17 protein-coding genes and 1 pseudogene are annotated in these 24,301 nt (G+C 70.2%); 10 read left to right on the top strand and 8 right to left on the bottom strand.

Annotated features, from left to right (window positions below; translation table 11 throughout):
- Positions 1 to 36 precede the first annotated feature (36 nt).
- A complete protein-coding gene (gene ddaH / locus ACE1OA_RS24625; protein WP_361316656.1) occupies positions 37 to 906 on the top strand; it encodes a dimethylargininase in 870 nt (289 codons plus the stop codon).
- A 66-nt stretch (positions 907 to 972) separates the two neighbouring features.
- Here the strand turns inward: ddaH and ACE1OA_RS24620 are convergent, their stop codons facing one another.
- Both ACE1OA_RS24620 and ACE1OA_RS24615 read right to left on the bottom strand, forming a co-directional pair.
- Entirely contained in the window at positions 973 to 1,962 is a 990-nt protein-coding gene (locus ACE1OA_RS24620) for a small ribosomal subunit Rsm22 family protein (protein ID WP_432753411.1), read from the bottom strand.
- A 126-nt stretch (positions 1,963 to 2,088) separates the two neighbouring features.
- On the bottom strand, positions 2,089 to 3,384 hold the full coding sequence (locus tag ACE1OA_RS24615) for a Bcr/CflA family multidrug efflux MFS transporter (protein WP_386541230.1): 1,296 nt from the start codon (positions 3,382 to 3,384) through the stop codon (positions 2,089 to 2,091).
- A gap of 67 nt (positions 3,385 to 3,451) precedes the next feature.
- Between ACE1OA_RS24615 and ACE1OA_RS24610 the strand changes: the two genes are divergently transcribed.
- Positions 3,452 to 4,477, top strand: a complete 1,026-nt coding sequence (locus ACE1OA_RS24610) for a Gfo/Idh/MocA family protein (RefSeq protein WP_432753410.1) — start codon at positions 3,452 to 3,454, stop codon at positions 4,475 to 4,477.
- Between the two features lie 107 nt (positions 4,478 to 4,584).
- On the opposite strand, the gene ACE1OA_RS24605 is transcribed toward ACE1OA_RS24610, so the two are convergent.
- Complete coding sequence (locus tag ACE1OA_RS24605) at positions 4,585 to 6,216, bottom strand: alkaline phosphatase D family protein (protein WP_432753409.1); 1,632 nt, start codon at positions 6,214 to 6,216, stop codon at positions 4,585 to 4,587.
- Positions 6,217 to 6,351: 135 nt separating this feature from the next.
- On the opposite strand from ACE1OA_RS24605, the gene ACE1OA_RS24600 reads away from it, so the two are divergent.
- A complete protein-coding gene (locus ACE1OA_RS24600; protein WP_432753408.1) occupies positions 6,352 to 7,107 on the top strand; it encodes an SDR family oxidoreductase in 756 nt (251 codons plus the stop codon).
- Between the two features lie 121 nt (positions 7,108 to 7,228).
- On the opposite strand, the gene ACE1OA_RS24595 is transcribed toward ACE1OA_RS24600, so the two are convergent.
- A complete protein-coding gene (locus tag ACE1OA_RS24595; RefSeq protein WP_356609141.1) occupies positions 7,229 to 7,552 on the bottom strand; it encodes a nuclear transport factor 2 family protein in 324 nt (107 codons plus the stop codon).
- Positions 7,553 to 7,740: 188 nt separating this feature from the next.
- Here ACE1OA_RS24595 and ACE1OA_RS24590 point away from each other — a divergent pair, with 188 nt between their 5' ends.
- The 7 genes from ACE1OA_RS24590 to ACE1OA_RS24560 all read left to right on the top strand — a co-directional run bounded on the left by ACE1OA_RS24590 (position 7,741) and on the right by ACE1OA_RS24560 (position 21,382).
- Positions 7,741 to 8,055, top strand: a complete 315-nt coding sequence (locus ACE1OA_RS24590; RefSeq protein ID WP_356609139.1) for a MazG-like family protein — start codon at positions 7,741 to 7,743, stop codon at positions 8,053 to 8,055.
- Between the two features lie 165 nt (positions 8,056 to 8,220).
- Entirely contained in the window at positions 8,221 to 9,243 is a 1,023-nt protein-coding gene (locus ACE1OA_RS24585; RefSeq protein WP_432753407.1) for an excalibur calcium-binding domain-containing protein, read from the top strand.
- A gap of 452 nt (positions 9,244 to 9,695) precedes the next feature.
- Entirely contained in the window at positions 9,696 to 10,964 is a 1,269-nt protein-coding gene (locus ACE1OA_RS24580) for a protein kinase domain-containing protein (RefSeq protein WP_432753406.1), read from the top strand.
- 209 nt (positions 10,965 to 11,173) lie between these two features.
- Positions 11,174 to 14,086 carry a DEAD/DEAH box helicase gene (locus ACE1OA_RS24575; RefSeq protein ID WP_432753405.1) on the top strand — a complete coding sequence of 971 codons (2,913 nt, stop codon included), beginning with the start codon at positions 11,174 to 11,176 and terminating at the stop codon, positions 14,084 to 14,086.
- An 83-nt stretch (positions 14,087 to 14,169) separates the two neighbouring features.
- On the top strand, positions 14,170 to 19,407 hold the full coding sequence (locus tag ACE1OA_RS24570; protein ID WP_432753404.1) for a class I SAM-dependent DNA methyltransferase: 5,238 nt from the start codon (positions 14,170 to 14,172) through the stop codon (positions 19,405 to 19,407).
- Positions 19,408 to 19,481: 74 nt separating this feature from the next.
- Entirely contained in the window at positions 19,482 to 20,708 is a 1,227-nt protein-coding gene (locus ACE1OA_RS24565; protein ID WP_432753403.1) for an AAA family ATPase, read from the top strand.
- 38 nt (positions 20,709 to 20,746) lie between these two features.
- Entirely contained in the window at positions 20,747 to 21,382 is a 636-nt protein-coding gene (locus ACE1OA_RS24560) for a hypothetical protein (RefSeq protein WP_432753402.1), read from the top strand.
- Positions 21,383 to 21,407: 25 nt separating this feature from the next.
- Here the strand turns inward: ACE1OA_RS24560 and ACE1OA_RS24555 are convergent, their stop codons facing one another.
- The 4 genes and pseudogenes from ACE1OA_RS24555 to ACE1OA_RS24540 form a co-directional block, all read right to left on the bottom strand.
- Entirely contained in the window at positions 21,408 to 21,620 is a 213-nt protein-coding gene (locus ACE1OA_RS24555; RefSeq protein WP_432753401.1) for a DUF397 domain-containing protein, read from the bottom strand.
- Positions 21,617 to 22,456, bottom strand: coding sequence for a helix-turn-helix domain-containing protein (locus tag ACE1OA_RS24550; RefSeq protein ID WP_432754094.1), 840 nt, complete (start codon positions 22,454 to 22,456; stop codon positions 21,617 to 21,619). The genes ACE1OA_RS24555 and ACE1OA_RS24550 overlap by 4 nt, the downstream gene beginning before the upstream one ends.
- A gap of 144 nt (positions 22,457 to 22,600) precedes the next feature.
- Positions 22,601 to 23,593 carry a hypothetical protein gene (locus ACE1OA_RS24545; RefSeq protein ID WP_432753400.1) on the bottom strand — a complete coding sequence of 331 codons (993 nt, stop codon included), beginning with the start codon at positions 23,591 to 23,593 and terminating at the stop codon, positions 22,601 to 22,603.
- 337 nt (positions 23,594 to 23,930) lie between these two features.
- A pseudogene (locus ACE1OA_RS24540) lies at positions 23,931 to 24,083 on the bottom strand (transcriptional regulator); the annotation flags it as partial.
- Positions 24,084 to 24,301 lie beyond the last annotated feature (218 nt).

The raw sequence follows: 24,301 nt of genomic DNA, 5'->3' as shown, positions 1-24,301 counted from the left end.
AACGGTTCACTGCGCGGACGCCGGGGAGGGCGGACCATGGGGACCATCCGAACCACCGTCCGTGAGGAGCCCTCATTGCGCCCTACTCCGCGCGAGGCTTCGCTTCGCCGTTACCTGATGTGCCCACCCACGCACTTCGAGGTGACGTACTCCATCAACCCCTGGATGGACCCCACGAAACCGGTCGACCTGCCCCTGGCCCTCGCCCAGTGGGAGGACCTCCGCGACCGCTACGGCTCGCTCGGCCACGCCGTCGAGCTGCTCGACCCGCAACCGGGCCTGCCGGACATGGTCTTCGCCGCGAACGGCGCGACCGTCGTGGACGGCCGGGTGCTCGGCGCCCGGTTCGCCCACCCGGAGCGCACGGACGAGGCGGCGGCACACCTGGACTGGTTCCGCAGGAACGGTTACGCGGACCTGTGGGAGCCGGAGCACGTGAACGAGGGCGAGGGCGACTTCGCCGTGACCGCCTCCTGGATCCTGGCCGGCCGCGGCTTCCGCTCCAGCCCGCTCTCGCACGACGAGGCACAGGAGTACTTCGGCCGCCCGGTGATCGGTCTGGAGCTGGTGGACCCGCGCTACTACCACCTGGACACGGCGCTGTGCGTCCTGGACGACGCCCGCGACGAGATCATGTACTACCCGGGCGCCTTCTCCCCCGGGAGCAGGGCCGTCCTGGCCCGGCTCTTCCCCGACGCCCTGCTGGCCACGGAGCGCGACGCCGCGGCGCTCGGCCTGAACGCCGTCAGTGACGGCCTGCACGTGCTGCTGCCCCAGGCCGCGGTGGGCCTGTTCGAACCGCTGCGGAACCGGGGCTTCGACCCGGTGGGCATGGACCTGTCGGAACTCCTCAAGGGCGGCGGCAGCGTCAAGTGCTGCACCCAGGAGCTGCGCACGGCGGCCTGACACCCGCCCCGCCCCCGGGGGCGTCACGCCTCCGGGGGTCGCACCCGCGGGCCGAGCGCCGCGGGCTCAGTCCTCCGGCGGCCAGGCGTCGCCCCAGTCGGCGTCGCGCGCCGCACGGTAGAGCGCACCGTGGCGCTTGGTGACCGTCTCGCGGGTCAGTCCCGCCTCCGGGGGCCCGCACAGGTCGAGCAGGACCTGCCCCTTGCGGATCTGCGGCCTGCGCGTGATCCGCGCGGGCGCCGGCACGACGGGGAAGCGGGTCGCCGCGACGTAGCTGAACTTCTCGTCCTCGTACGGCAGCGAGCCGCCCTTCACCTGGCGGTGCAGCGAGGAACGGCTCACCCGCGCCGCGAAGTGGCACCAGTCCGTACCCGGTTCGATCGGGCAGGCGCCGCTGTGCGGGCACGGCGCCGCGACCGTCAGCCCCGCCTCCACGAGCAGCGACCGCGCGGCGATGATCCGTTCGTAGCCGTCGGGCGTGCCCGGCTCCACGATCACGACGGCCTGAGCCGCCCGCGCGGCCTCGGTGACGACCGCCCGGCGATCGGATTCGGTCAGCTCCTTCAGGACGTAGGAGACCGTCACGAGGTCGGTCCCGTCGAGCGTGAGCGCCCCGCTGATCCGGGCCCGCCGCCACTCCGCCGCGAAGACGCCCTCGGCGAGCTCCCGTCCCAGCGCGAGGGCCGGCTCCGCCCAGTCCAGGACCGTCGTGCGGGCCGCACCCTCCCATGCCTCGGCGACCGCCCAGCTCGCCGCGCCGGTGCCGCCGCCGATGTCCGTGTGCGCGGCCGGCTCCCACTCGGGTGCCGCGTCCCGCAGCGCGTCGAGCGCCGCACGTACCGCCTCGAAGGTCGCCGGCATCCGGTACGCGGCGTACGCGGCGACGTCGGACCGGTCGCGCAGCACGGGGGCGTCGGTGGGCGTGGTCCCGCGGTAGTTGGCGATCAGGCGCTCGACGGCCGACGCCGCCTGCCGCGGGGGCAGCCCGTCGAGGAGCCCGGCGAGCGCGGCCCGCAGGGTGTCGGCGGTGGGAGCGGTCGGAGGAGAGGCGTTCACCCGGACATGTTAGGCGGCGCGCGCGGGCGCTCCGGCCGCCCGCCGGACCCCGGGCGCCGCAGGGCGCCGACGCGGGTGCTCGGAGGGCGCCGCGAGCCGGGCGGGCCGCCCGCCGGACCCCTCGGCTCAGACGGCCTTCCGCTGCTCGCGGCCGCGCCACGGGCGGCAGAGGCCCAGGAAGCAGGTGAGCGCCGCCGTCGCGCAGACCAGCTGCACGACGGCCATGGGCACCGCCGTCGCCTCCCCCGCGATCCCGACGAGGGGCGAGGCGACCGCCCCGATGAGGAAGGAGGAGGTACCGAGCAGCGCGGACGCCGAGCCCGCCGCGTGCGGGGTGCGCATCAGCGCCTGCGCGTTGGTGTTGGGCATCGCCAGGCCCATCGCGGACATCAGCACGAACAGACCCGCGGCGATCGGGACCAGGCCCACCTCGCCGAAGACCCCGCTCGTCATCAGCAGCAGCGCCACCGAGGCCAGCAGGATGACGCACAGCCCCCAGCCGAGCGCCTTGTCCAGGCTGACCCGGCCGACGAGCAGCTTGCCGTTGACCTGGCCGACGGCGACGAGGCCGATGGAGTTGAGCCCGAAGAGCAGGCTGAAGGTCTGCGGCGAGGCCCCGTAGATCTCCTGCACCACGAAGGGCGAGGCGCTGATGTAGGCGAAGAGGACGGCGAAGGCCAGTCCGCCGGACAGCATGTAGCCGGTGAAGACCCGGTCCGCGAGCAGTCCGCGCATGGTGCGCAGCGCCTCGCCGACCCCGCCCTCGTGCCGCCGCTCCGGCGGCAGGGTCTCGCCGAGGAAGCGCCAGACGACGAGGGTGAGCAGCACGCCGATGAGGGTGAGGACGTGGAAGACGCCCCGCCAGTCGGCGATCCGCAGGATCTGGCCGCCGATGAGCGGGGCGATGATCGGGGCGACGCCGGAGATCAGCATGAGGGTGGAGAAGAAGCGGGCCATCTCGACGCCGTCGTACAGGTCGCGGACGACGGCCCGGGCGATCACGATGCCGGCCGCGCCCGCGAGGCCCTGGAGCAGCCGGAAGCCGATGAGCAGTTCGGCGGAGGGCGCCAGCGCGCAGACGGCGGTGGCGGCGACGTACACGATCATGCCGATGAGCAGCGGGCGGCGGCGCCCCCACCGGTCGCTCATCGGGCCGACGACGAGCTGGCCCAGCGCCATGCCGGCGAGGCAGGCGGTGAGGGTGAGCTGGATGGTCGCCGCGGGTGAGCGCAGCGCCTCGGTGACCTCCGGCAATGCAGGCAGGTACATGTCCATGGAGAGCGGCGGGAGCGCCGTGAGACCACCGAGGACGAGGGTCACGAGCAGCCCCGCGCGGCGGGCGGCGACTCCGTCCGTGGGGGAGCCGGTGGATATATGGCCTTGCGCCGTGGTCTGGCCGCTCTCCGGCATCGACTGCTCCATTTCGTTGAATCTTTCCCTATGCTCTCAGCTCGTCCGGGGTGGTCGAGACCTATTTCCGAGGTGAGGCATGGGGAGATCCGGAACGACCGTGCGGTGGGGCGTGCTGGCGACCGGAGGGATCGCGGCGCAGTTCACCACCGACCTGCTGGGGATGGAAGACGCGGAGGTGGTGGCCGTCGCCTCCCGCACGGAGGCGACGGCGAAGTCCTTCGCCGATCGCTTCGGGATACCACGGGCTTACGGGGACTGGGCCGCGCTGGCCGCCGACCCGGACGTGGACGTGGTGTACGTGGCGACGCCGCACCACGCCCACCGGGCAGCGGCCGGACTCGCCCTCGAAGCGGGCAAGGCCGTCCTGTGCGAGAAGGCGTTCACGATCGACGCCGTCGAGGCGGAGGAGCTGGTCGCGCTCGCCCGGGACCGGGGCCTCTTCCTGATGGAGGCCATGTGGATGTACTGCAACCCGCTGATCCGGCGGGTGGCCGCCCTGGTCGCGGACGGGGCGATCGGCGAGGTCCGGACCGTCCAGGCGGACTTCGGCCTCGAAGGTCCCTTCGCGGCCGACCACCGGCTGCGTGATCCCGCCGTGGGCGGCGGGGCGCTCCTCGACCTCGGGGTGTACCCGGTCTCGTTCGCGCAGCTGCTGCTCGGCGAACCCGACTCCGTCCAGGCGCACGCGCTGCTCTCGCCGGAGGGCGTGGACCTGAACACGGCCGTGCTGCTGGGCTGGTCGGACTCCGGGGCCTCGGCCCTGCTGTCCTGCTCGATCGCGGCGGACACCCCGATGACCGCCTCCGTGACGGGCTCGCGGGGCCGGATCGACTTCCCGCGCGGCTTCTTCCACCCGGAGCGGTTCACCCTGCACCGGACGGGTCACGAGCCGGAGGACCACGTGATCGCGGGCGACGGCACCGCCGAGCGGTACACCTTCCGGCACGAGGCGGCCGAGGTCATGCGGTGCCTGCGGGCCGGCGAGACCGAGTCGCCGCTGGTCCCGCTGGACGGTTCGCTCGCGGTGATGCGGACGCTCGACGCGGTGCGGGACCGCATCGGCGTCCGCTATCCCGCGGAGCGGGCCTCGGCACGGGTGTGACGGCGCCGCGGCACGGACGAGGGTGAGCCGCGGCGCGCCCGGCCGGATCGGGACGGATCCGGCCGGGCGCGCGGCGGTACCGATCCGGGCGGAGGCCCGGACAGGACCTAGGCCGGCGTGAGGCCCGGCCTCCCCGCCTCCGTGACGAAGGACGCGGCCGTGGCGACCGGGGCACCCGGGGTCGTCACGGCCGTCACCGTACGGAAGTCCGCCCGCGCGCTGCGCTCGCCGAGCGCGACCTTCACGTATCCGCGCCGCCCGTTGTAGAACCTCATGTGCGGGTTGGCCCGGGTCAGGGCGTCGTGGTTGGCCGGCCGGTCCGCGCCGTCCTTGCCGCTGGCGATGGAGGTGGCGACGATCTCCGTGCCGACGGTCCGGGAGGCCGGGTCGCGGAAGTCGGCCTTGAGGTCGAACGCGTGGCCGACGTGGACGTCGCCGGTGAGGACCATCAGGTTGTCGACGCCGGCGGCGGCGGCCCCGTCCAGGACCCGCTGCCGGGAGGCCGGGTAGCCGTCCCAGGAGTCCATGGACAGCTTGTAGCCGGCGGTCGGGACGTTGCGGCGCTCGGCGAACACGACCTGCTGCGGCACGACGTTCCAGCGCGCGTCCGACCGCCGCCACCCGTCGATCAGCCACCGCTCCTGGGTGGCGCCGGTCAGGGTGCGGGAGGGGTCCTCGGACTCCGGTCCGGGGACCTGCCAGCCGTCGCCGTACGCCTGGTCGGAGCGGTACTGGCGGGTGTCGAGGACGTCGAACTGCGCGAGCCGGCCGAAGCGCAGGCGGCGGTAGAGCTTCATGTCGGGGCCGACGGGCCGCTGGGGCGCGCGCAGCGGCTGGTTCTCCCAGTAGGCGCGGTAGGCGGCGGCGCGGCGGGCGAGGAACTCCTCCGGCGGCACGTCGTTCTCGGGGATGTCGTCCGCGTAGTTGTTCTCGGTCTCGTGGTCGTCCCACGTGACGACGAAGGGGTGTGCGGCGTGCGCGGCCCTCAGCTCGGGGTCCGACTTGTAGAGGGCGTAGCGCAGCCGGTAGTCCTCCAGGGTGAGGGTCTCCCGGTCGAAGACGTCGGGCAGCCGGCGGTCGGTGTAGGCGCGGGCGCCGCCGGTGGCGTTCACGGCGTACTCGTAGAGGTAGTCGCCGAGGTGGAAGACGACGTCGAGGTCCTCGTCGGCGAGGTGCTTGTAGGCCGTGAAGTAGCCGTCGTGGTAGGCCTGGCAGGACACGGCGGCGAGGGTGAGGCCGGAGATCCGGGCCCCGGGGGCGGGCGCGGTGCGGGTGCGGCCCACGGGGCTGACCCAGTCGCCGGCGCGGAAGCGGTAGAAGTACGCCCGGCCCGGGGCGAGGTGGCCGACCTCGACGTGCACGGTGTGCTGGAACTCCGGGCGGGCGGTGGCCGTCCCCCGTCCGGCGATCCTGCGGAACCGCTCGTCGTGGGCCAGTTCCCACCGGACGGCGACCCGCTCGCGCGGCAGCCCGGCGTCGGCCTGGAAGGGGCGGGGGGCGAGCCGGGTCCACAGCAGCACGGAGCCGGGCAGCGGGTCTCCCGAGGCCACCCCGAGGGTGAACGGGTCCTCGGTGATCCGGCGGGCGTCGAGTTCGGCGGCGCTCGCGGCACCGGCGGCCGGAAGGTTGACGGCGAAGGCGAGCGCGGCGGCCGCCCCGGTGACGGTGAGGAACCGGCGGCGGCCGAACCGGGCCGCGGCGGCGCGGAGTTCGTCGGTGTGGGTCTGCGCGGGTGTCATGAGCCCCTCCCCTGACGGATGTTGTCCGTCCGGTATTGGAGTGGCACGGGAAGACCCAGGGTTGTCGGGTACAGAACATCCGCGTGTCGGACAGATGAGTTCCCTGTGCACCGACCTCCCGTACGCTGCGCGCCCATGAGCACTGAGTCGCGTGTGGCAGTGGTGACGGGAGCGGGTTCGGGTATCGGCCGGAGCGTGGCACGGGCCCTCGCGGAGGCCGGCTGGTCGGTGGCGCTGGCGGGCCGCAGGCAGGAGGCCCTGGAGGAGACGGCCGCGGCCGTGAGCTCGGGAGAGACCCTCTGCGTCCCGACCGACGTGACGTCGCCGCAGGCAGTGACGGCTCTGTTCGAGGCGGTACGGGACCGGTTCGGCCGGGTCGACCTGCTGTTCAACAACGCCGGGACGTTCGCGGGCGGCGGAGTCGCGGTCGAGGACCTCGACTACGAGACCTGGCGGGCGGCCGTCGACGTCAACCTGACGGGCGCGTTCCTGTGCGCGCAGGCGGCGTTCCGGACCATGCGGGAACAGGCCCCGCAAGGCGGCCGGATCATCAACAACGGCTCGATCTCGGCGCACGTGCCGCGCCCGCACTCCATCGCGTACACCGCGACCAAGCACGCGATGACGGGGCTGACGAAGTCGCTGTCGCTGGAAGGCCGCCCGTACCGGATCGCCTGCGGGCAGCTGGACATCGGGAACGCGGCGACGGAGATGACGGCGCGGATGCGGACCGGGATCCTGCAGGCCAACGGCGAACTGGCGGTGGAGCCGGTGATGGACGCCGCCGACGTGGCGGCGACGGTGGTGCACATGGCGGGGCTGCCGCTGGAGGCGAACGTGCAGTTCGCGACGGTGATGGCGACGACCATGCCGTACATCGGCCGGGGGTAGCGAGCGGGCCGGGCGGGGCGCGGGGGCACGCCCCGCGGGCGGGGCGCGGGGCGCGGGGCGGGCCCGCCGGTCACCCTCCGACCGTCCTTCCGCCGCGCCGACCGGCCCCGCCCGTACGGCGTTAGGCCTGGCCGGTCTCGAAGCGGGCGACCTTGCCGCCCTCGACGACGAAGCGCCAGCGGGTGCGCATCTCGCCCCAGGTGTCGTTGCGGAAGCGGGCGACGAGCGCGTGCCCGCCGTCCTTGACGGACTCGATCTCCATGTGGCCGCGCGAGGAGAAGATCTCCTTGTCGGTCCAGTCGTCGAGGTCGCGCTCCGAACCGTCGTCGGACATGGTGGCGCCGTCGACGAGTGCGGTGCGGAAGGCGTCGCGGTCGTTGGCGTTGAGGGCCGTGACGAAGGCGCGCACGGCGGGGTCGGTGAGTTTGTCCACGGGGATGGTCATGGCCTACCCGTACACCTGGCGGCCCCCGATCCGGGTGAACCCGGGCCGCCGGGGTGCCGCGTTCAGCGGACGGACTCGGCCACCTGGGCGAGCGGCACGGGCGGCCGCCGCCCGGCCCGGTTCACCCGGATCGGCGGTGTCCCGCGTCCGGGCGTCGTCCGCGCGCCCCACCTGGCAGGCTGGCCCACATGGACGACGCCTGGAGCACCATCGACCGGCTGCACGGCTGGCTCACCGACCATCAGGACCTGCAGCCGGGGCAGGAGGTCCTGCTGCGGGTCCTGAAGCTCTCCGAGGAGGTCGGCGAGGTCGCGCAGGCCGTGATCGGCGCGACCGGCCAGAACCCGCGCAAGGGCACCAGTCATTCCTGGCAGGACGTGGAGGCCGAACTCTCCGACGTGATCATCACGGCGATGGTCGCGCTGCGCACCCTCACCCCCGAGGCCGGCGACGTCTTCGCCGGGCATCTGCGGCGGGTGGCCGAGCGGTCCCTGCCGGCCTGAGCACCCATCCGGCCCGGGCGCGGCCGCTGCGGGCCGCGCACCACACGGCGCCCCCGGGCCCCTCCCGGCCCCGGACTTTCCGTACTCCCCGTGGGCGAACCGCAACTCTTAGTAGGATCCGGGCACTTGACCGCCGCCGCGAGCGGCCCTGCCGCGAGGAGCCCCGTGTACCCGCCCCCACCGCCGCAGTCGCCGTACCCGCCCCCCGCCGCGCCCGCCCGGGCGTGGTGGCGGCACCCGGCACTGGCCGTCGCGACGCTGGTCGTCCTGCCACCCGTCGGCATCGCGCTGACCTGGCTGGGCCGGTGGAGCCGCAACCGGAAGATCGTCGCCACCGTCCTGTCGGGCCTGTGGTTCCTCGTGCTGCTGTTCGCCGACCCGCCGCCCGCGGACCCCGCGGCCGACGCCGAGCCGCGGGCCACCGCGTCGGCGGGTGCCGCGACGGGCGGCCCGACCGCCCGGCCGACGCCCACCGGCCCGCCGACCTTCGTGGGCAGGAGCCTCGATGAGGCGAAGTCGGGCGCTCGGACGGCCGGGTACGACTCCGTCTCGCACGACGCCTCCGACCAGGACGCCGCCCAGTGGGACGCCGACGGATGGAAGGTCTGCTTCCAGACGCCGGCCGACGAACAGCCGGGCGGGCGGCCCGTGCTGGACTTCGGTGTCGTCCGGATCGACGCCCTGTGCCCGGCGAAGGACGGCGACAAGGTGCCGTGGCCGAAGATGCCGGCCGTCACCGGCAAGACCTTCGACGAGGCCTCGCAGGTGATCGCACGGACCGGGTTCAGGGCGAGCGAGCCGCGGAGCGCGTACACCGACGTCACGCTCCCCGAGGACGTGGCCGCCTGGAAGGTCTGCTTCCAGGACCCGCGCCCGGCCGAGGAGGTCCAGACCCCGCAGTACCAGACGGCCTACCTCTCCCTGACCGCCCCGGCGACCGCGTGCCCGCCGAACCCGAACACCGCGCTGCGTCCGGACACGGGCGGGACGGCCGCGGGGAACGACGAGGCGGACGGCTCCACGCGCGACGGCGGGACGACGGACGGCGGGACGACCGGCGGCGGGGGCGTGTACTACGCGAACTGCGCGGCCGCCCGAGCGGCGCACGCCGCACCGATCCGCAGCGGCGAACCCGGCTACCGCGCCGCCCTCGACCGGGACGGGGACGGCGTCGCCTGCGACCGCTGAGGGCCGTCCCGGACGGAAAGAGCCCCCGACCGGTGTCACGGTCGGGGGCTCCCCGAATCCGGAAGGCAGACGAGCCGGGCTGTACGCCGGGGAGAGTCATCGCAGCGCTATGACCTGCGTAAACATTCCAATTGACCGCGCCCACGGCTACTCTGACGGCTACGCAAGCTGGCCCCCTCATCGGAAGTCGCGAGGACGGGGCAGGACGCGGCACGGTTCCCCGTTTACGGAATCAGCCTTCGTGCAGGGGTCGCGGACCTCCACGCCTGCTGCAGATCGGCAGGACCAGCCTCCCTCGTTCCCAAGCATTCCGGGCCGGGAGGCTTCATCGCCATCGGGGCTTCAGACGGTCCGCTCGATGTGCTCAGGTTGTCGGCCGGATCGGCTAGCTTGTTTCGGAGCCGCTTCGACAGCTCCCGACCGGCGGACCCGACCGAAGGACAGACACAGACGTGCAGACCACGCCGCTCAGCCCCGAGGATCCGGCACAGATCGGCGGCTTCGAGCTGCTGGGCCGGATTGGCCAGGGCGGCATGGGACAGGTGTACCTGGGCGAGTCTCCGGGCGGTGAGCCGGCCGCGGTGAAGATCATCAAGCCGTCGGTCGTCGATTCGACCGCCCGGCTGCGCTTCGCGCAGGAGATCGAGATCCTGAAGACGGTCTGGGGCGCGCGGATCGCACAGCTCCTCGACGCGGATGCGGAGGCGGAACAGCCCTGGCTGGCCACGGAGTACGTGGAGGGTCCGGACCTCGGCAAGCATGTGGTGACCCACGGCCCGCTGCCCGCACTCCTCGTCCTGTCCGTCGGCGCTACCCTTGCCGAAGGCCTGGGATATGTGCACAAGCAGGGACTGCTGCACCGGGACCTGAAGCCCGCGAACATCCTGCTCGGCCCGAACGGTCCCAAGATCATCGACTTCGGCCTCGCGGTTTTCGCCGAGTCGAGCGCTTCCCTCACCGCCGCCAACACGGTCGTGGGCACCCCGTCGTGCATGCCGCCCGAGCAGGCCAACGGCGGGAAGCCGCTGACGAGCGCCGTCGACGTGTACGCACTGGGTACGGTTCTGCTGTTCGCCGCGACGGGCCACCTGCCGTACCACGCGAACAACATCCACGTGCTGTTCCACATGGTGACCGATCCGAGGACCGCCCCCGATCTGACGGGAGCGCCACCCGAGCTGGTCCCCCTCCTGACGGCCATGCTGTCCCACCACGCTCAGGACCGGCCCACGATCACCGAGGTCGTCCAGCAGTGCCGTGGCCTGGTCGAGGCGCAGGGGCTGAAGCTCGCGCAGGCACGCCGGCGTCTCACCACCTACACGGCCGCGCCCCCTCATGACTTCCCGACGCTCCTACCGGCGCCGCCGGAAAGCACCCTTCCTGTTCCCGTCCCTGCCATGTCCGATCCGGCAGCCGGGCCGCGTCATGACGAACCGCCGACCCTGCCCGTGGTCGTGGACGGGCCCGCTCCGGATACCCAGCCCACCATGCATCTCGCCGCGCCGCAGCAGACGACACAGGCCGGGCCACCCGCTCAATCGGCGCCCACGGCCCCCGTGCCTCCGAGCGCGGAGCACCAGCAGAGCGCTCCGAGCGAGGACGTGCCACGGCGGCCCCGCCCCACCGGTCGGACCCCGGCTCGTTCCCTGCGCCATTCCGCCCAGGCGCGCCGCACCGCCCAGCAGCTGCGCGAGGCGTACGCGGCACGTGCCGCGTTCTGACTCCCGTCCCACACACCGTTCAAGGTGCCTCCCCCGGCGCCCTCGCACCGCGCGCCATTGACCTGCGGGTCTGCCCCGGTGAGGGTGGTTCACGCACTTTGCCGCCCATACGGCACAGTGGAGCGGTACAACAGCGTGAGCGGCAGGTCCGCCCGAGCCGGGCGACGGCCGCGACAACAGCACAGCATGACGGACACGGGAGGCAGCGGGTGACCGCCCAGCAGAGCAGCACCGCACCGGTGGACCCTCGCCCCGACGGGGAGGACCAGTTCCCGGCAGGCGCGCAGGTCTTTGTGCGCGACGAGGTGTGGCTCGTGCGGAACTCCGTACGCACCGAGCACGACGGCGCGAAGGTTGACGTCGTCGGCGTCTCCGACTTCGTACGGGACCAGGAAGCCGTGTTCTTCACGGGCCTGGACACGATCGAGCTGATCGACCCCCGCCGTACGAAGCTGGTCCGGGACGAGTCGTCGAACTTCCGCCGCTCCCGTCTCTTCCTTGAGGCGGTCCTGCGCAAGACCGCGCTCCCCCAGTCCGAGCGCCGACTGGCCCTCGCCGATTCGTTCCTCCTCGACTCCCTCCCCTACCAGCGCCGCCCCGCCGAGCTGGCCCTGTCGGGCCGCAACCTGCGCCCGCGGCTGCTGATCGCCGACGTGGTGGGGCTCGGCAAGACCCTGGAGATCGGTCTGACGCTGGCCGAGCTGATCCGTCGGGGGCGCGGTGAGCGCATCCTGGTAGTCACCCCGCAGCACGTCCTGGAGCAGTTCCAGCACGAGCTGTGGACCCGGTTCGCGATCCCTCTCGTACGGCTGGACTCGGTCGGCATCGAGCGGATCCAGCGGGAGATCCCGGCGGGCCGGAACCCGTTCACGTACTTCAAGCGGGTCATCGTCTCGATCGACACCCTGAAGAACACCGACCAGTACAAGCACCACCTGGAGAGGATCAACTGGGACGCGGTCGTCATCGACGAGTCGCACAACCTGATCAACCGCGGCTCCCTGCGCAACCAGCTCGCGCAGATCCTCGCTCCGCGCACGGACGCCCTGATCCTGGCCTCGGCGACCCCGCACAACGGTGACGCGAAGTCGTTCGCGGAGCTGATCGGCCTCCTCGACCCGGCGGCGATCCGCGACCCGGAGCACTACCGCGCCGAGGACATCGAGCACCTCTTCATCCGCCGTACGAAGATCAGCCCCGAGGTCCGCGAGCAGATGAAGGGCCAGTGGGCGGACCGGGGCCCCTCGCAGTCGGTGCGGTGTGCGGCGACACCCGCAGAGGAGAAGATCTTCGAGGAGCTGGCGGCCGTCTGGCTGCCCGGAGAGAACGGCACCTCGGTGAGCGGCGTCCCTCTCTTCCCGTACACGCTGCTCAAGTCGTTCCTGTCCTCGCACGCCGCCCTGAAGGCGACAGTCAGCGCACGTATCAAGACACTGGAGAAGAAGGACGAACCGACGGCGACCCGAGCCGAACTCGCCGCGTTGCGCACGCTCCAGGAACTGGTGGAGCCGCTGACGGAAGCGGACTCGGCGAAGTTCGCGGCGCTGGTCGAGCAGCTGAAGACGATCGGTGTCGGCCCGAAGTCGGACGCGCGGGTGGTGGTCTTCTCCGAGCGAGTGCAGACCCTGGAGTGGCTGCGCACGGTGCTGCCGGCCGCGCTCGGCTTCCGGGGCCGGGCGGCCGAGGAGTCGACGCGCGTGATGCACGGCGGCCTGTCGGACGAGCAGCAGATGCAGTGCGTGGAGGACTTCGGCCTGGCGGACGCGCCGGTACGCGTCCTGCTGACCGGCGATGTGGCGTCCGAGGGCGTCAACCTGCACCGCCAGTGCCACCAGCTGATCCACTACGACGTGCCGTGGTCGCTGATCCGCATCGAGCAGCGCAACGGCCGTATCGACCGGTACGGGCAGGCGCACCAGCCACAGTTCCGCGCGCTGATCCTCACCAGTGAGGTGGAGGGCGCCAAGGATGACACGGTGGTGGCGGAGCGGCTGCTGGACCGGGAGGACCAGGCGCACCGGGCGCTGGGCACGGCCGAGGCGGTGACGGGCCTGTACCGGGCGGAGGCCGAGGAGAAGTCCCTCATCCAGGATCTGCTGCGCGGCCGTACGGTGGACGAGTCGCTGGACGCGCACCGGGCGGAGGCGGAGGCGGACGCGGCCATGGACGACTTCCTGGCGGACTTCTTCGGTTCGGTGGGCGACGCCGGACCGGGCGCGGAGGACGGCGCTCCGCAGGACACCGAAGGAAGTGGCGCCGGCACGTCCGCACCGGGCAGCGCGGCGGTACCCCGGCTGTTCACGTCGACCGCCGAGTTCCTCGACGAGGCGCTGAGCGAGGTGTTCCCCGACGCGACCACCAGCCTGGACCTGCACCGCGACACCGAGTCGGGCCTGCTGTCCTTCCGCCCGCCCACCGACCTGGTGCACCGCCTCAAGGCGCTCCCGCTGGACTACGTACGCGAACAGCGCCTGCGCGAGCGGCTGTTGGTGACCTTCAACCGCCGGCTCGCCGAGCACTCCCTGAAGCGGGCCCGCGAGTCGTCCACGTCCAGCTGGCCGGAGATCTCCCTGCTCACGGACCTGCATCCGGTGGTGGAGTGGCTCACGGACAAGGTCCTGGTACGCCTGGGCCGGCAGGAGGCGCTGATCATCACGGCGGACGTGCCCGAGCCCACGTACCTCGTGCAGGGCGTCTACTCCAACGCGCTGGGCCGTCCGACCGTCGTCAAGTGGATGGGCGTGACGCGGGGCGGCACGGTCGAGGACGACATGGTCGGCCTGCTGCACCGCTCCGGGGTCGGACCGACCATGGCCAACCCGATGCGCCACAGCGAACCGGCGACGGCGCTGGAGGCCGGCATCCCCGACGCACTGGCCGCCGCCGAGCAATTCCTCGACCGGCACCGCGACGCCTGGGACGAGCCGCTGCGCAAGCCGATCGACGACTACAAGGCCCGTCTGGGCGACTGGGAGCAGCCCACCCTCGCCGGGGAGCGGACGAAGAAGTCGCTCGCCTCGCTCGCGGACTCGCTGCTGACCACCGGCCGCCCCCTGATGCGGGTCCTCGCCGTCCTGGTCCCCGACCCGGAAGCGCCCGCGCGTCCGCCGTCCACGGCCTGAGCCGACGCCCGCCCACGGCCCGGCCCGCCGCCCTGTCGCCCGCCAGACCTCCCGACCTGAGATTCCCTGAGAAGAGACCGGACATGACGTACGACTCCCTGGTCAACCGAGGAGACTACTTCTCGGCGCACTACCTCGCCGAGGTGCTGCCCAAGGACCTCAAGTCGGGCCTGCTGGCCGCCTGGAAGCAGCGCGAGGACGAGGCGAGGGCGGAGGCCGAGCGGGCGGCCACGGCGGGGGCCGACGCAGCGGCCGAAGCGGTGCCGGGAGAATTGGACGCCGACGCCCTGCCGGTCACCCCGCGCGCGGGCCTGCGTGAGCTGCGCCGCCGCTACTTCCGGGCCCGTTCCTCCTTCGCGCTCCCCGAGGACGACGAGGACGGCACGGCGGCCGCCCAGGACACCGAGGACGACTCGGCGACGTACGACTCCCCCGCCTGGTGCGAGCGGGTCCGCGCCCTGAACGCGGAGGTGCTGCGCGCGCTCGGCTACGACGCCAAGCCGCGCACGATGACGGTCACGCGCGCCGACCAGCCGTACGAGGTCCGGGTCGCGCACGCCGAGAAGGGCCTGGTCGCGGTCGACTGCGGCTGGGCCGCCGAAACGGACGCCGCCCTCGACCCGGAGGGCCCCGGCCGCCTCCTGGAGCCGGTACCGCTGGACGGCCGCAACACCGTGCCGACGGGCTCGAAGCTCGCCTCGTTCCTCTTCGCGTGCGAGGACGCGCCCCGTTACGTGCTGCTGCTGGTCGGCGGGGTCGTCGTCCTCGCGGACCGGATGGTGTGGGGCGAGGGCCGCTACCTCGCGGTCTCCCTCGACGCGGCCCTCCAGCGCAACGACACCAAGGCGGGCGGCGAACTCGACACGATCGCCGCCCTGTTCGGCGCGGACTCACTGCGCACGCCGGACGAGGGCGGCGAGAACCCCCTTGCGGAACTCGTCGGCAAGTCCACCAAGCACGCGGTGGGTGTCTCCAGCGAACTGCGCGACGGTCTGCGGCTGAGCGTCGAGCTGATCGCGGGCGAGGTCCTCGCCCGGCTGCGCGAGCAGGGCGTACGCCCCGAGGACATCGGCGAACTGCCCGACCTCGGCAAGCAGTTGACTCGCGAGTCGCTCCGCTACCTCTACCGAGTCCTGTTCCTCCTCTACGCGGAGGCCCGCCCCGAACTGGGCATCCTGCCCGCCGACTATCCCGAGTACCAGCAGGGATACGGCCTCGGCCGCCTCGGCGAACTGATCGCCGAACGGGACCTCGTCGACGAGAAGTCCCGGCAGGGCACGTATCTGTACGAGTCACTGGACCTGCTCTTCCGCAAGGTGCAGGAGGGCTACCGCTCGCGGCGGACGCACGGCCCCGCAGGGGCGGAAGCGGACGGCGTGGAGGCCACCCCCAAGGCCAGCGAGGACGTGGGCCTGCGTTTCGAGCCGCTGCACTCCAAGCTTTTCGAACCGGAGTCGATCCGGCTGATCGGCCTCGGCACGATCCCGCACCCCTACGACGACACCGACGACGATGACGACGAGGCCGGCCTTGAGGGCTCAGGCGGCGTCCTGGACACCCGGCTGCGGAACGCCACCCTCTACAAGGTGCTGCGCCTGCTGATGATCACGCGCGGCAAGAAGGGCGAGCGCGGCGGCTTCATCTCGTACGCCCAGCTCGGCATCAACCAGCTCGGGGCCGTGTACGAGGGCCTGATGTCGTACAGCGGGTTCATCGCGGGCGACGAGGAACTGTACGAGGTCGCGAAGAACGGCGACCCGAAGGACGGTTCCTGGCTCATCCCGAAGTCGAAGGTCGACGACTATCCGGGGAACGTGTTCGTGCACCGCCGCGACGAGGAGACCGGCGAGGACGTCCGCGTCAGGTACGCCCCCGGCTCGTTCGTCTACCGCCTGTCCGGCCGCGAACGCCAGACGTCAGCCTCGTACTACACCCCCGAGTCCCTCACCAAGGTCACGGTCCAACTGGCCCTCCAGCACCGCCTGGACCAGGACGGTACGACGACCGAGGCGCGCGAGCTGCTCGACTGGAAGATCTGCGAGCCGGCGCTCGGGTCCGGGGCCTTCCTCAACGAGGCCATCAACCAGGTCGCGGCGGAGTACCTGCGCCGCCGCCAGGAGGAGCTGGGCACGCCGATCGACACGGAGAAGTACGCCGTCGAGTTCCAGAAGGCGAAGGCCTACGTCGCCCTGCACAACTCCTACGGCGTCGACCTCAACGAGACGGCCGTGGAGCTGGCGGAGGTGTCGCTGTGGCTCAACACCATGCACCCCGGCATGGAGGCCCCGTGGTTCGGCCTGCACCTGCGGCGCGGCAACTCGCTGATCGGCGGCCGGCGTGAGGTGTACCCGCCGGAGAAGCTGAAGAAGGCGGCCTGGCTGGGGACGACGCCGGAACGCTTCCCGCTGACGGAGGCGGCGAACGGCCTCCCGGTGACGGTGACCGAGCGCACCACCCGAAGCGGCTCGGTGCAGCGGGTCACCGAGAACGCCGTCCACCACTTCCTCCTCCCCGCGAAGGAGTGGGGCGCGGTCGCGGCCGAGAAGGAGGCGAAGGCGCTGGCCCCGGAGGCGGCACGGGCGCTGGGCAACTGGCGCAAGATGATCACACGCACGCCAACTGCCAAGCAGGCGGAACGACTTCAGGCTGCGGCCCGGAGGGTTGAGTTCCTGTGGGGGTTGGTTGTACGACGCCTGGAGATCTCCGAGCGGGACATCTCGCGACGGATCGACGTGTGGGGCGCGGAGGACGGCTGGCTGCGGTCGCCGGAGGTCGCGGTACAGCGGGACAAGGTCGTCGCTGATTTGACGGCTCCGGACACTCCCTACTGGCGCCTGAAGACGCTGATGGACGCGTGGTGCGCGCTGTGGTTCTGGCCGGTGCAGGAGGCTGGGCTGCTGGACGGTACGGCGGCGGTGTACGCGCGGGGGGCTGAGGAGCTTCCCTCGGGTGCAGTGGCGGAGGGGCTGCGGGCTGCGGGCGAGTCCGGGGTGCTCATGTCCTGGGAGACGGAGGATCTGTTCGGCGAGATCACCGGGGGCGGCGAGCTGACGGCGGCCTCGATGGAGCGCCGGCGCGCGGGGCGGCGCAAGGAGGCCATCGGGGGTACGCGCAAGCGGGCGGTGGTTCCGCTGGCGGGGCTGGACGACTGGCTGGAGTTCGCGGAGGCGTTGGTTGGCACGGAGGATGTTCCGGCTGACTCGCTGGTGGCGGAGTTCGGGTCGCTGGCTGAGCTTGAGCCTTATGAGGATGCGCTGCCCGATTTGATGGGCATGGAGCATTTCCAGCAGCTGGAGCTGCGGTTCCCCTGGGCGGGGGTTGCGGGGGATGTGGCGCGGGCGCAGGGGTTCTTCCATTGGGAGCTGGACTTCGCGCAGGTGTTTGCCAAGGGTGGGTATGACTTGCAGGTCGGGAATCCGCCTTGGGTCCGGCCGAGGTGGGAAGAGGATGTCGTTCTTGCGGAACTCGATCCTTGGTTCGCCCTCACTGACAAGCCTACCGCTAGCGAGAAGCGTTCACGCAGAGATGAAACACTCAACAACGAAGGTCGCCTTTTCTACACATCCGAGTTGGCGTCAAATACCAGCATGGCCTCAATGCTTAGCGCACCCGAGAATTACCCTCTCTTCGAAGGGACACAGCCGGATCTGTACCGGGCATTCATGTGCAAGGTCTGGTCTAACGCCAGCCCGGCCGGAACCTCTGGACTAATTCACCCAGATTCACATTTTGGTGGAACAAGAGAAGGATCCCTGCGGGCCGCAACCTACCGCCACTTGAGGTTCCATGCACATTTCTGGAATCAGCGAAAAGTATTCCCCGACATCAAAGAAACCCGCCAGTTCTCGGTGAATGTGTATGGCCAGAGCAAGCAGATTAACTTCCCTCACGTGAGCTGGCTATTCGAGGCAGAAACCCTCACAAACTCACTCAAGCACGATGGCAAGGGGTCAATTCCCGGCATCAAACGAGGTGGAGCGTGGGATTTGACACCACACCGCGACCGCCTCGTCCATGTAACTTGGGACCGCCTGAAAGAGTGGCAGAAACTTTCCGGAGAGACCGAAGCACCTATCGATCGAACCCCACTCCTCTATCCGGTAACCATCCACGAAGAAGCCGCCATCGCGACCCTTTCGAACGCAGCCGAGCGGATCTCCCAGCACAACCCGCGGATAAGCCGAGGCTACGACGAAGCGAACGCGAGGAAGGCTGGCATCATCCGATGGGCCGAGGGCAAGCCGGAGAACCTTTACGAAGTAATCTTGCAGGGGCCGCATTTTGGAATTGCTACGCCGTTCGAGAAGCAACCAAATCACCCCCTGCGCAATCACAATGATTACAGCGACTACGATCTCACCACACTTCCAAAGAGTCTGACACCTCGAACAAATTACCTGCGCGCTGCAGAATTGAGCGTATACCAAGACGCGCAGGTTGATTGGGACGGGAAACGATATACGGACTACTTCCGTCTCGCTTGGCGTCGTATGATCGCCTTCGATGGAGAACGCAGTCTATTTGCTGCACTCATCCCGCCAGGACCTGCACACCTATACACCGTCCAGACCATGGCACTGGACAATGTTCGGCTCACCACTCTGAACGCAGGATTTTGGGCGTCCCTACCCTTTGACTATCTCCTAAGAATTACCGGACGGGCAGATCTCACCCCGGCGGGTGTGCGCCAGATGCCCGCCGCGTCATCTACACACCCCCTTGCCCAAGGCCTCCTAATCCGCACTATGCGCCTAAATTGCCTAACGAATGCTTACGCGCCCCTCTGGCGCCAGCTCTTCCATCCGACCTGGCCTCACTATGAAGATTGGGCCAATAAGTGGCCCAATCTTGCCCCGTTGGCTACGAGTCTCACTTCGGATTGGGAATGCAACAGCCCTCTTCGCACGGAGTACGAGCGCCGTGCAGCGCTGGTAGAACTCGACGCACTTGCCTCTGTTTGGATTGGCATCTCCGCCGATGAATTGGCCGCTATCTACACATCTCGCTACTACATCCTCGCCCAGCGGGAATCGGAGATGTATTTCGATGCCAAAGGCCGGAAGGTCGCTGCAAGCCATCACACCTATGGATACGGACAAACCAAGGAAACCTACCCGACCCTCCTCGCCCACCTCGAATCGCCCAACACCACCCCACCCCCCGACGGGTACATCCCCCCGTTCTATAAAGCGGACCGCGAGGCGGAAATGCGGGGTGCGCACGCTCACTTCCAGGCGCGGCTGGACGCCGAGATTTCCGCAGGGCGGTGGACGCCGCCCGAGCCGGCGGACGGCGGGCGTGAAGTGTCGGTGGATGGCTGACCGTCAGTGGTGTGTGCCGACGCCACACCCGCCGTACCCCACCCCGGCCCACGCCTCCCGATAGGTTCCGGTCTATGCCAGGACAGTTGGTCGAACTGCACGTGGAGAACTTCCGCAGCCTGCGGGACGTGACGATCCCGTTAGGTCCGCTGACGGTCCTCGTCGGTGCGAACGGTGTCGGCAAGTCGAACGTCCTCAAGGTGTTCGACCTGCTCGCTGACATCATCCGTACCGACCTCGAACCCGCCCTAGAATCCCGGGGTGGCTTCGACGAGGTCGCGTTCTGGGGCGGCCCCAAGCCCCCGACCACCCTCCGGATCCGGCTCAAGGCCACCTGGACCACCCACTCAAGCCCCAACGCCCCCGACGAATACGACCTCAAGGTCCGGCGCTACTCGGCGCCCAGCAACAAGGACAGCGGCCGTTACCGACTCACCCGCAGCGAGAGCTTCCAGTTCAAGCGGACGCGGGGACGAGGCCGCCGCATCACTGTGTCGGGCGAGCGCGCCACAGTGGTCGATACTCGGCCGAGCAGCGGTCTTGAGGACAGCAGCGAGTTCGGTATCCAGCGACTCAGCAGCGGTCTGTCCACACTCCCCCGCCTGACCAGCACCGAGGGTGGAACCGAGGTGGCCCGGGTGGCGCAGCAACTCTCCTCGTTCCGCGTGTTCGACGTGAACGTCGATGCGGCACGCCGACCTTCCCGCGTCGACCACGGCGACCTGTCATCCGACGCAGACAACTTGGCCGCCTTCCTGTACACGCTCCATACGGGCGATGACGACCTCTGGAACCGGCTGGTCGACGACGCCCGTTCCGTCCTTCCGCAGTTGCTGGACATCGAATTCGTCCACGTCGGAGGCCGGGCAGATCAGGTCACTGTCATCCTGCGTGAGCGCGGGCTGCGGCAGCCCACCCCCCTCGCCGACGCCTCTTACGGGACCGTCCGCCTCCTCGGTCTCCTGGCCCTGCTCCACGACCCCACGCCCCCCGCGCTCACATGTGTCGAGGAGATCGACCACGGTCTCCGCCCTCAGGCGCTGAGGGTGATCGTCGAGCGCCTGAGGGAAGCCAGCGAACGGACCCAGTTCATCGTCGCGACGCACTCCCCGGCGCTCACCGACCGACTCTTGCCCGAGGAGATCGTGATCTGCGAGCGGGACGACGAGGGCGCCTCGCTCATTCCCGCGATCAGCACGGACGAGGTGAGTGCGATCGTCGAGGAGAGCGGGGACCTGCCGCTCGGTGAGCTGTGGTTCTCCGGTGTTCTTGGCGGTGACCTGACGGGAGACGAGCTGTAGTGGCCGGGAGCAGAGGCCCCCAGGGGCGCGGCGTCATCGTGCTGGTCGGCGAGGACTCCAACGACTGCCGGATCGTCGCCGAGATCATCAAGCAGCACCATCCAGATCTGGGCAGCGCCCGCCTGGTCGAGATCAGCGACAAAACCCGCCTCAAGACGGCCTCCGGGCCCGACCTCGCGGCCCGCGTCCGCACCATCGTTGGCAAAGCGAAGGGCCGCGCGCTCCGAGCGAAGGGCCCACTCGTCGGCCTGGTGATCCACGAGGGCCTGGACGGCTACACGGACGCCGAGTACACCCGTGTCCGAGCGAACGTCGCCGGAGCACTATCCCGCGAGAGCCCCTGCAACTCAGCGTTGGCGCTTGCCGCTTGGGAGTCGGAGGCGTGGCTCTTACTATTCCCGGACGCCTTCCCGGCCGTCCGGCCCAACTGGAAGGTTCCCGCGCAGCTCCAAGGCCGCGACACCGGAACCATCAAGAGCCCCAAGGAAGACCTGAAGCGCAAGCTCGGTTCGCCAGCATTCCGGGAGTGCGACGGACCCAAGGTCGCCGAGCAGGCCCGGTCGCTTGGCCTACTGGCCTCGGGCCCGACCGGTACCAACCGCTCCTACAAGGACTTCGTCCACGAACTTGGCCAGTGGTCCGAAGCGTCTGCCCCGAATCCGCGCCGACGCTGAGCCGTCCAGAAGCCTGCCGACCAGGTTAGACGGCCTGATCCACCGTGTACCCGACGAACGCCGCCCAGGCGCCTGTGCCAACAACCAGCCCCGGGCGGGCGGTGTCCTTGGAGTCCCGCACATGGATCGTGTAAGGGCGGGCAGCCACCTCGACACACTCGCCACCGGAACCGGTGCTGTAGCTGCTCTTGAACCACGCCGATTCGGGAACGGCAGCGGCAATCTCTTTGGCGTTCATTGGTCTCCCAGCAACTTCTCGATGAAGGTCAACGATGCACGCGGAGTGAGCGCTTGTGCTCTGAGGATGCCGTACTGCTCCTCGATCTCCCGGACCGGCTTGCGCTCCGTATGCAGACGACTGTCCTTGTGCCCCTCCACATATGCGATCCTGCGCCCGTCACGCGTCTCGATCAAGGTGAACGGGCCTTCCAGCCCAGCGTGCTCCTCCAGCTCTGTCGGAATCACCTGGATTTCGACGTTTCGCCGCTGTCCGTAGCGCAGGATGTTTTCCAACTGACCCCGCATAACGGGCCAGCCCCCCAGCGGCCTTCGCAGCACCGCCTCCTCGATCACGAAGCTGATGGTGGGCAGCGGCTCCCGAGCGAAGAACTCGTGTCGAGCAAGCCTCGCTGCCACTCGCTGCGTGATGACTCCTTCCGGCAGCAAGGGCCGCCACATGGCGAACACAGCCCTCGCGTACTCCTTCGTTTGCAGCAGTCCTGGCACGGCTTTCGTCGCGTACACGTGCAGCTCAACCGCCTCCGCCTCCAACCGAGCCGCATCCCGAAAGAACGCCGGATACTGAGCCCTCGCCACCTCCTCCTTCATCTCCTGGAGAACCCCGCCCGCGTCCAGCAGCCCGTCCGCCACATCGATGAACCGAGGCGGCGGTACCCGCCTCCCCTGTTCGAACGCCGCGATCGTGGACGCCGAGTAGCCGGTCCGCGCACCGAACTCGGCTCGCTCCAACCCCGCCCGCAGCCGGAAGCGTTTCAACTGCCGTCCGAACACGCGGAGGATGCCTGAGTCTGGCTCGGGCGGCCCCGGAGACTCCGTCCCGACGTCCGAGCCCATGACCGCAGCCGCGGTTCCGTCCGGCTCCCCTGCCAGTTCGCTCATCCGCTTGCTCACCTCCACCACCCGTACCGATCAACGAACACCGTAGAAAGCACACGCTGCCCACGTCGCCGAAGCTCGAAAGTTCACCCGCACAAGCGTTCAGGCGGCCAAGTTGACCACTCTGGCCTTGCCGCGGTCATGGCGTTCCCTGCACTCGCGGCACAATGCGCGCGGATCATGCGTACGGATCGCGCGTTCGCAGCCGTCGCAGGTGACCAGCGGCGCCCGCTGTGCTGGGTGCGTCGCCGCCGTCGCCGTGCGGATGGGCGCCGTCGGCAATGGCGGCGGGAGAAGAGTCGTCAGGCGGTATTCGACGAAGCTCGCCGGGTGGCGGATGGGGTCGGCCTCGGGCGGCAGGCCCGCGGTGAGCGTGCGGGTGATCTGGTCCGGCGTCGCGGCACGGCCGAGCCAGGTCTCGACGGCGGGCACGAGCCGCGCGACGTCCCGTTCGGACAGCAACAGCCGGGTGTCGACGAGCCGTAAACGCGCGAGCAGGTCAGCCGCCGGGCCGGTGGGCACCGTGACGGGTTCGGGGGCGGCACTCCTCGTACGTGCGCAAACCGGAACCGAGACTTCCGCCGCCACCGGAACAGCCACCGGCCCAGGTACAGACGGAACTCCAGGTTCAGGCCCGGCAGCCGCCCCAGGAGTAACGGCCTCCAAGCTGCCGCCCGCCACCGAGGCGTGTACAACAGCCCTCGGATGATCGAGAAAGAACGTACGCGTGGCGATCCGGCCACCCCCGAGCGGCACCCGGCGACGCACGAGGTACCCGGCCTCCTCCAGCTCCCTCAACGCCCTGCCGATCGTCACCTCGCCCTCCGGGAAGCGCAGGGTCAGCGCCTTGATGGTGACCGAGGCGCCATCGGGCAGGGACTGGATGTGGACGCCGATGCCGATAGCCGTGGCGGAGAGGCGGGGGTGCTGGGCGAGGTGGTTACCGACGACGGTGTAGCGCTCGGTGTGGCGGTGCCGTACGTGGAGGACTCCGGCGCGGGGCGCGTCCGGCGGGAGTGCTGGAGGCGCGGGCGGCGACTGCCGCTCGGGCGACGGGTGTGCGGGCAGGGCCGCGTTAGACTGCGGGTCAGCCATCGGGAAGCCATCATCTTCCTGGTTGGTCAGGCCCTCGCCGGGATTGCCGTCCTGCCGGGGGCCGTTCTCTGTTTGCGGTTGTGTGTGCGGCGACCGTACCCCACCCGGCTGACGAGCCGACGCTCCCATCACTCGAACGAGTGGCGCCCCAACTCGCGGGCGAACAGGCCGGGTTTGGTTGGGTCGGTAGTTACCCCAGGGGCTTTCAAGAACATCGCGCACCACCGCGTCGCGGCTTCCCGTGCCCCGGTGCCGACCTGGGCAGACAGCCGACCACCGGGCCGCCCGACTACGCCTCGACAGCTGCGATCTCTAGCCTCGGCGCCCAGGCGACCCGTCAACTCGGGTTCAGGGCACGCCTGGCCGCGTTGACGACGTTGTGGGCGACGGCCCCGTACACCGCCGACTCACGCAGGGTGCGCCAGACCTTCGCGTACAAGGCGATGTTGTCGGCGTCGTCCAACCACATCTCGGCGTGCCAGTCCTCGGCGCGCCGGCGTGACCGCTCGCCTGGCTCAAGTACTTCAGCCAGGGGGCCGGGGAATGCGGCAGAGGCGGAGAAGCTGCCAGAGGGCACGTTGGCCACCGACACCCAGTGGAACAAGCTGGGTCCACCGGACGGCTGCGCGCCTCCGCCTGGTGAATTCAGGCTCGACCACAGGGCGTCGAACCGTAGACTTCGGCGGCGAACGCCGACGAGGTCTGGCC

Source organism: Streptomyces sp. JL2001 (assembly GCF_050917515.1).
Classification (GTDB): Bacteria; Actinomycetota; Actinomycetes; order Streptomycetales; family Streptomycetaceae; genus Streptomyces.
This window is presented reverse-complemented; position numbering and strand designations above follow the sequence as displayed.

Coding starts and splice junctions, on each gene's coding strand:
- ddaH (WP_361316656.1), top strand. CDS start 37: ATGGGGACCATCCGAACCACCGTCCGTGAGGAGCCCTCATTGCGCCCT.
- ACE1OA_RS24615 (WP_386541230.1), bottom strand. CDS start 3,384: ATGGAGCAGTCGATGCCGGAGAGCGGCCAGACCACGGCGCAAGGCCAT.
- ACE1OA_RS24610 (WP_432753410.1), top strand. CDS start 3,452: ATGGGGAGATCCGGAACGACCGTGCGGTGGGGCGTGCTGGCGACCGGA.
- ACE1OA_RS24605 (WP_432753409.1), bottom strand. CDS start 6,216: ATGACACCCGCGCAGACCCACACCGACGAACTCCGCGCCGCCGCGGCC.
- ACE1OA_RS24600 (WP_432753408.1), top strand. CDS start 6,352: ATGAGCACTGAGTCGCGTGTGGCAGTGGTGACGGGAGCGGGTTCGGGT.
- ACE1OA_RS24595 (WP_356609141.1), bottom strand. CDS start 7,552: ATGACCATCCCCGTGGACAAACTCACCGACCCCGCCGTGCGCGCCTTC.
- ACE1OA_RS24590 (WP_356609139.1), top strand. CDS start 7,741: ATGGACGACGCCTGGAGCACCATCGACCGGCTGCACGGCTGGCTCACC.
- ACE1OA_RS24570 (WP_432753404.1), top strand. CDS start 14,170: ATGACGTACGACTCCCTGGTCAACCGAGGAGACTACTTCTCGGCGCAC.
- ACE1OA_RS24565 (WP_432753403.1), top strand. CDS start 19,482: ATGCCAGGACAGTTGGTCGAACTGCACGTGGAGAACTTCCGCAGCCTG.
- ACE1OA_RS24555 (WP_432753401.1), bottom strand. CDS start 21,620: ATGAACGCCAAAGAGATTGCCGCTGCCGTTCCCGAATCGGCGTGGTTC.
- ACE1OA_RS24550 (WP_432754094.1), bottom strand. CDS start 22,456: ATGGGCTCGGACGTCGGGACGGAGTCTCCGGGGCCGCCCGAGCCAGAC.
- ACE1OA_RS24545 (WP_432753400.1), bottom strand. CDS start 23,593: ATGGCTGACCCGCAGTCTAACGCGGCCCTGCCCGCACACCCGTCGCCC.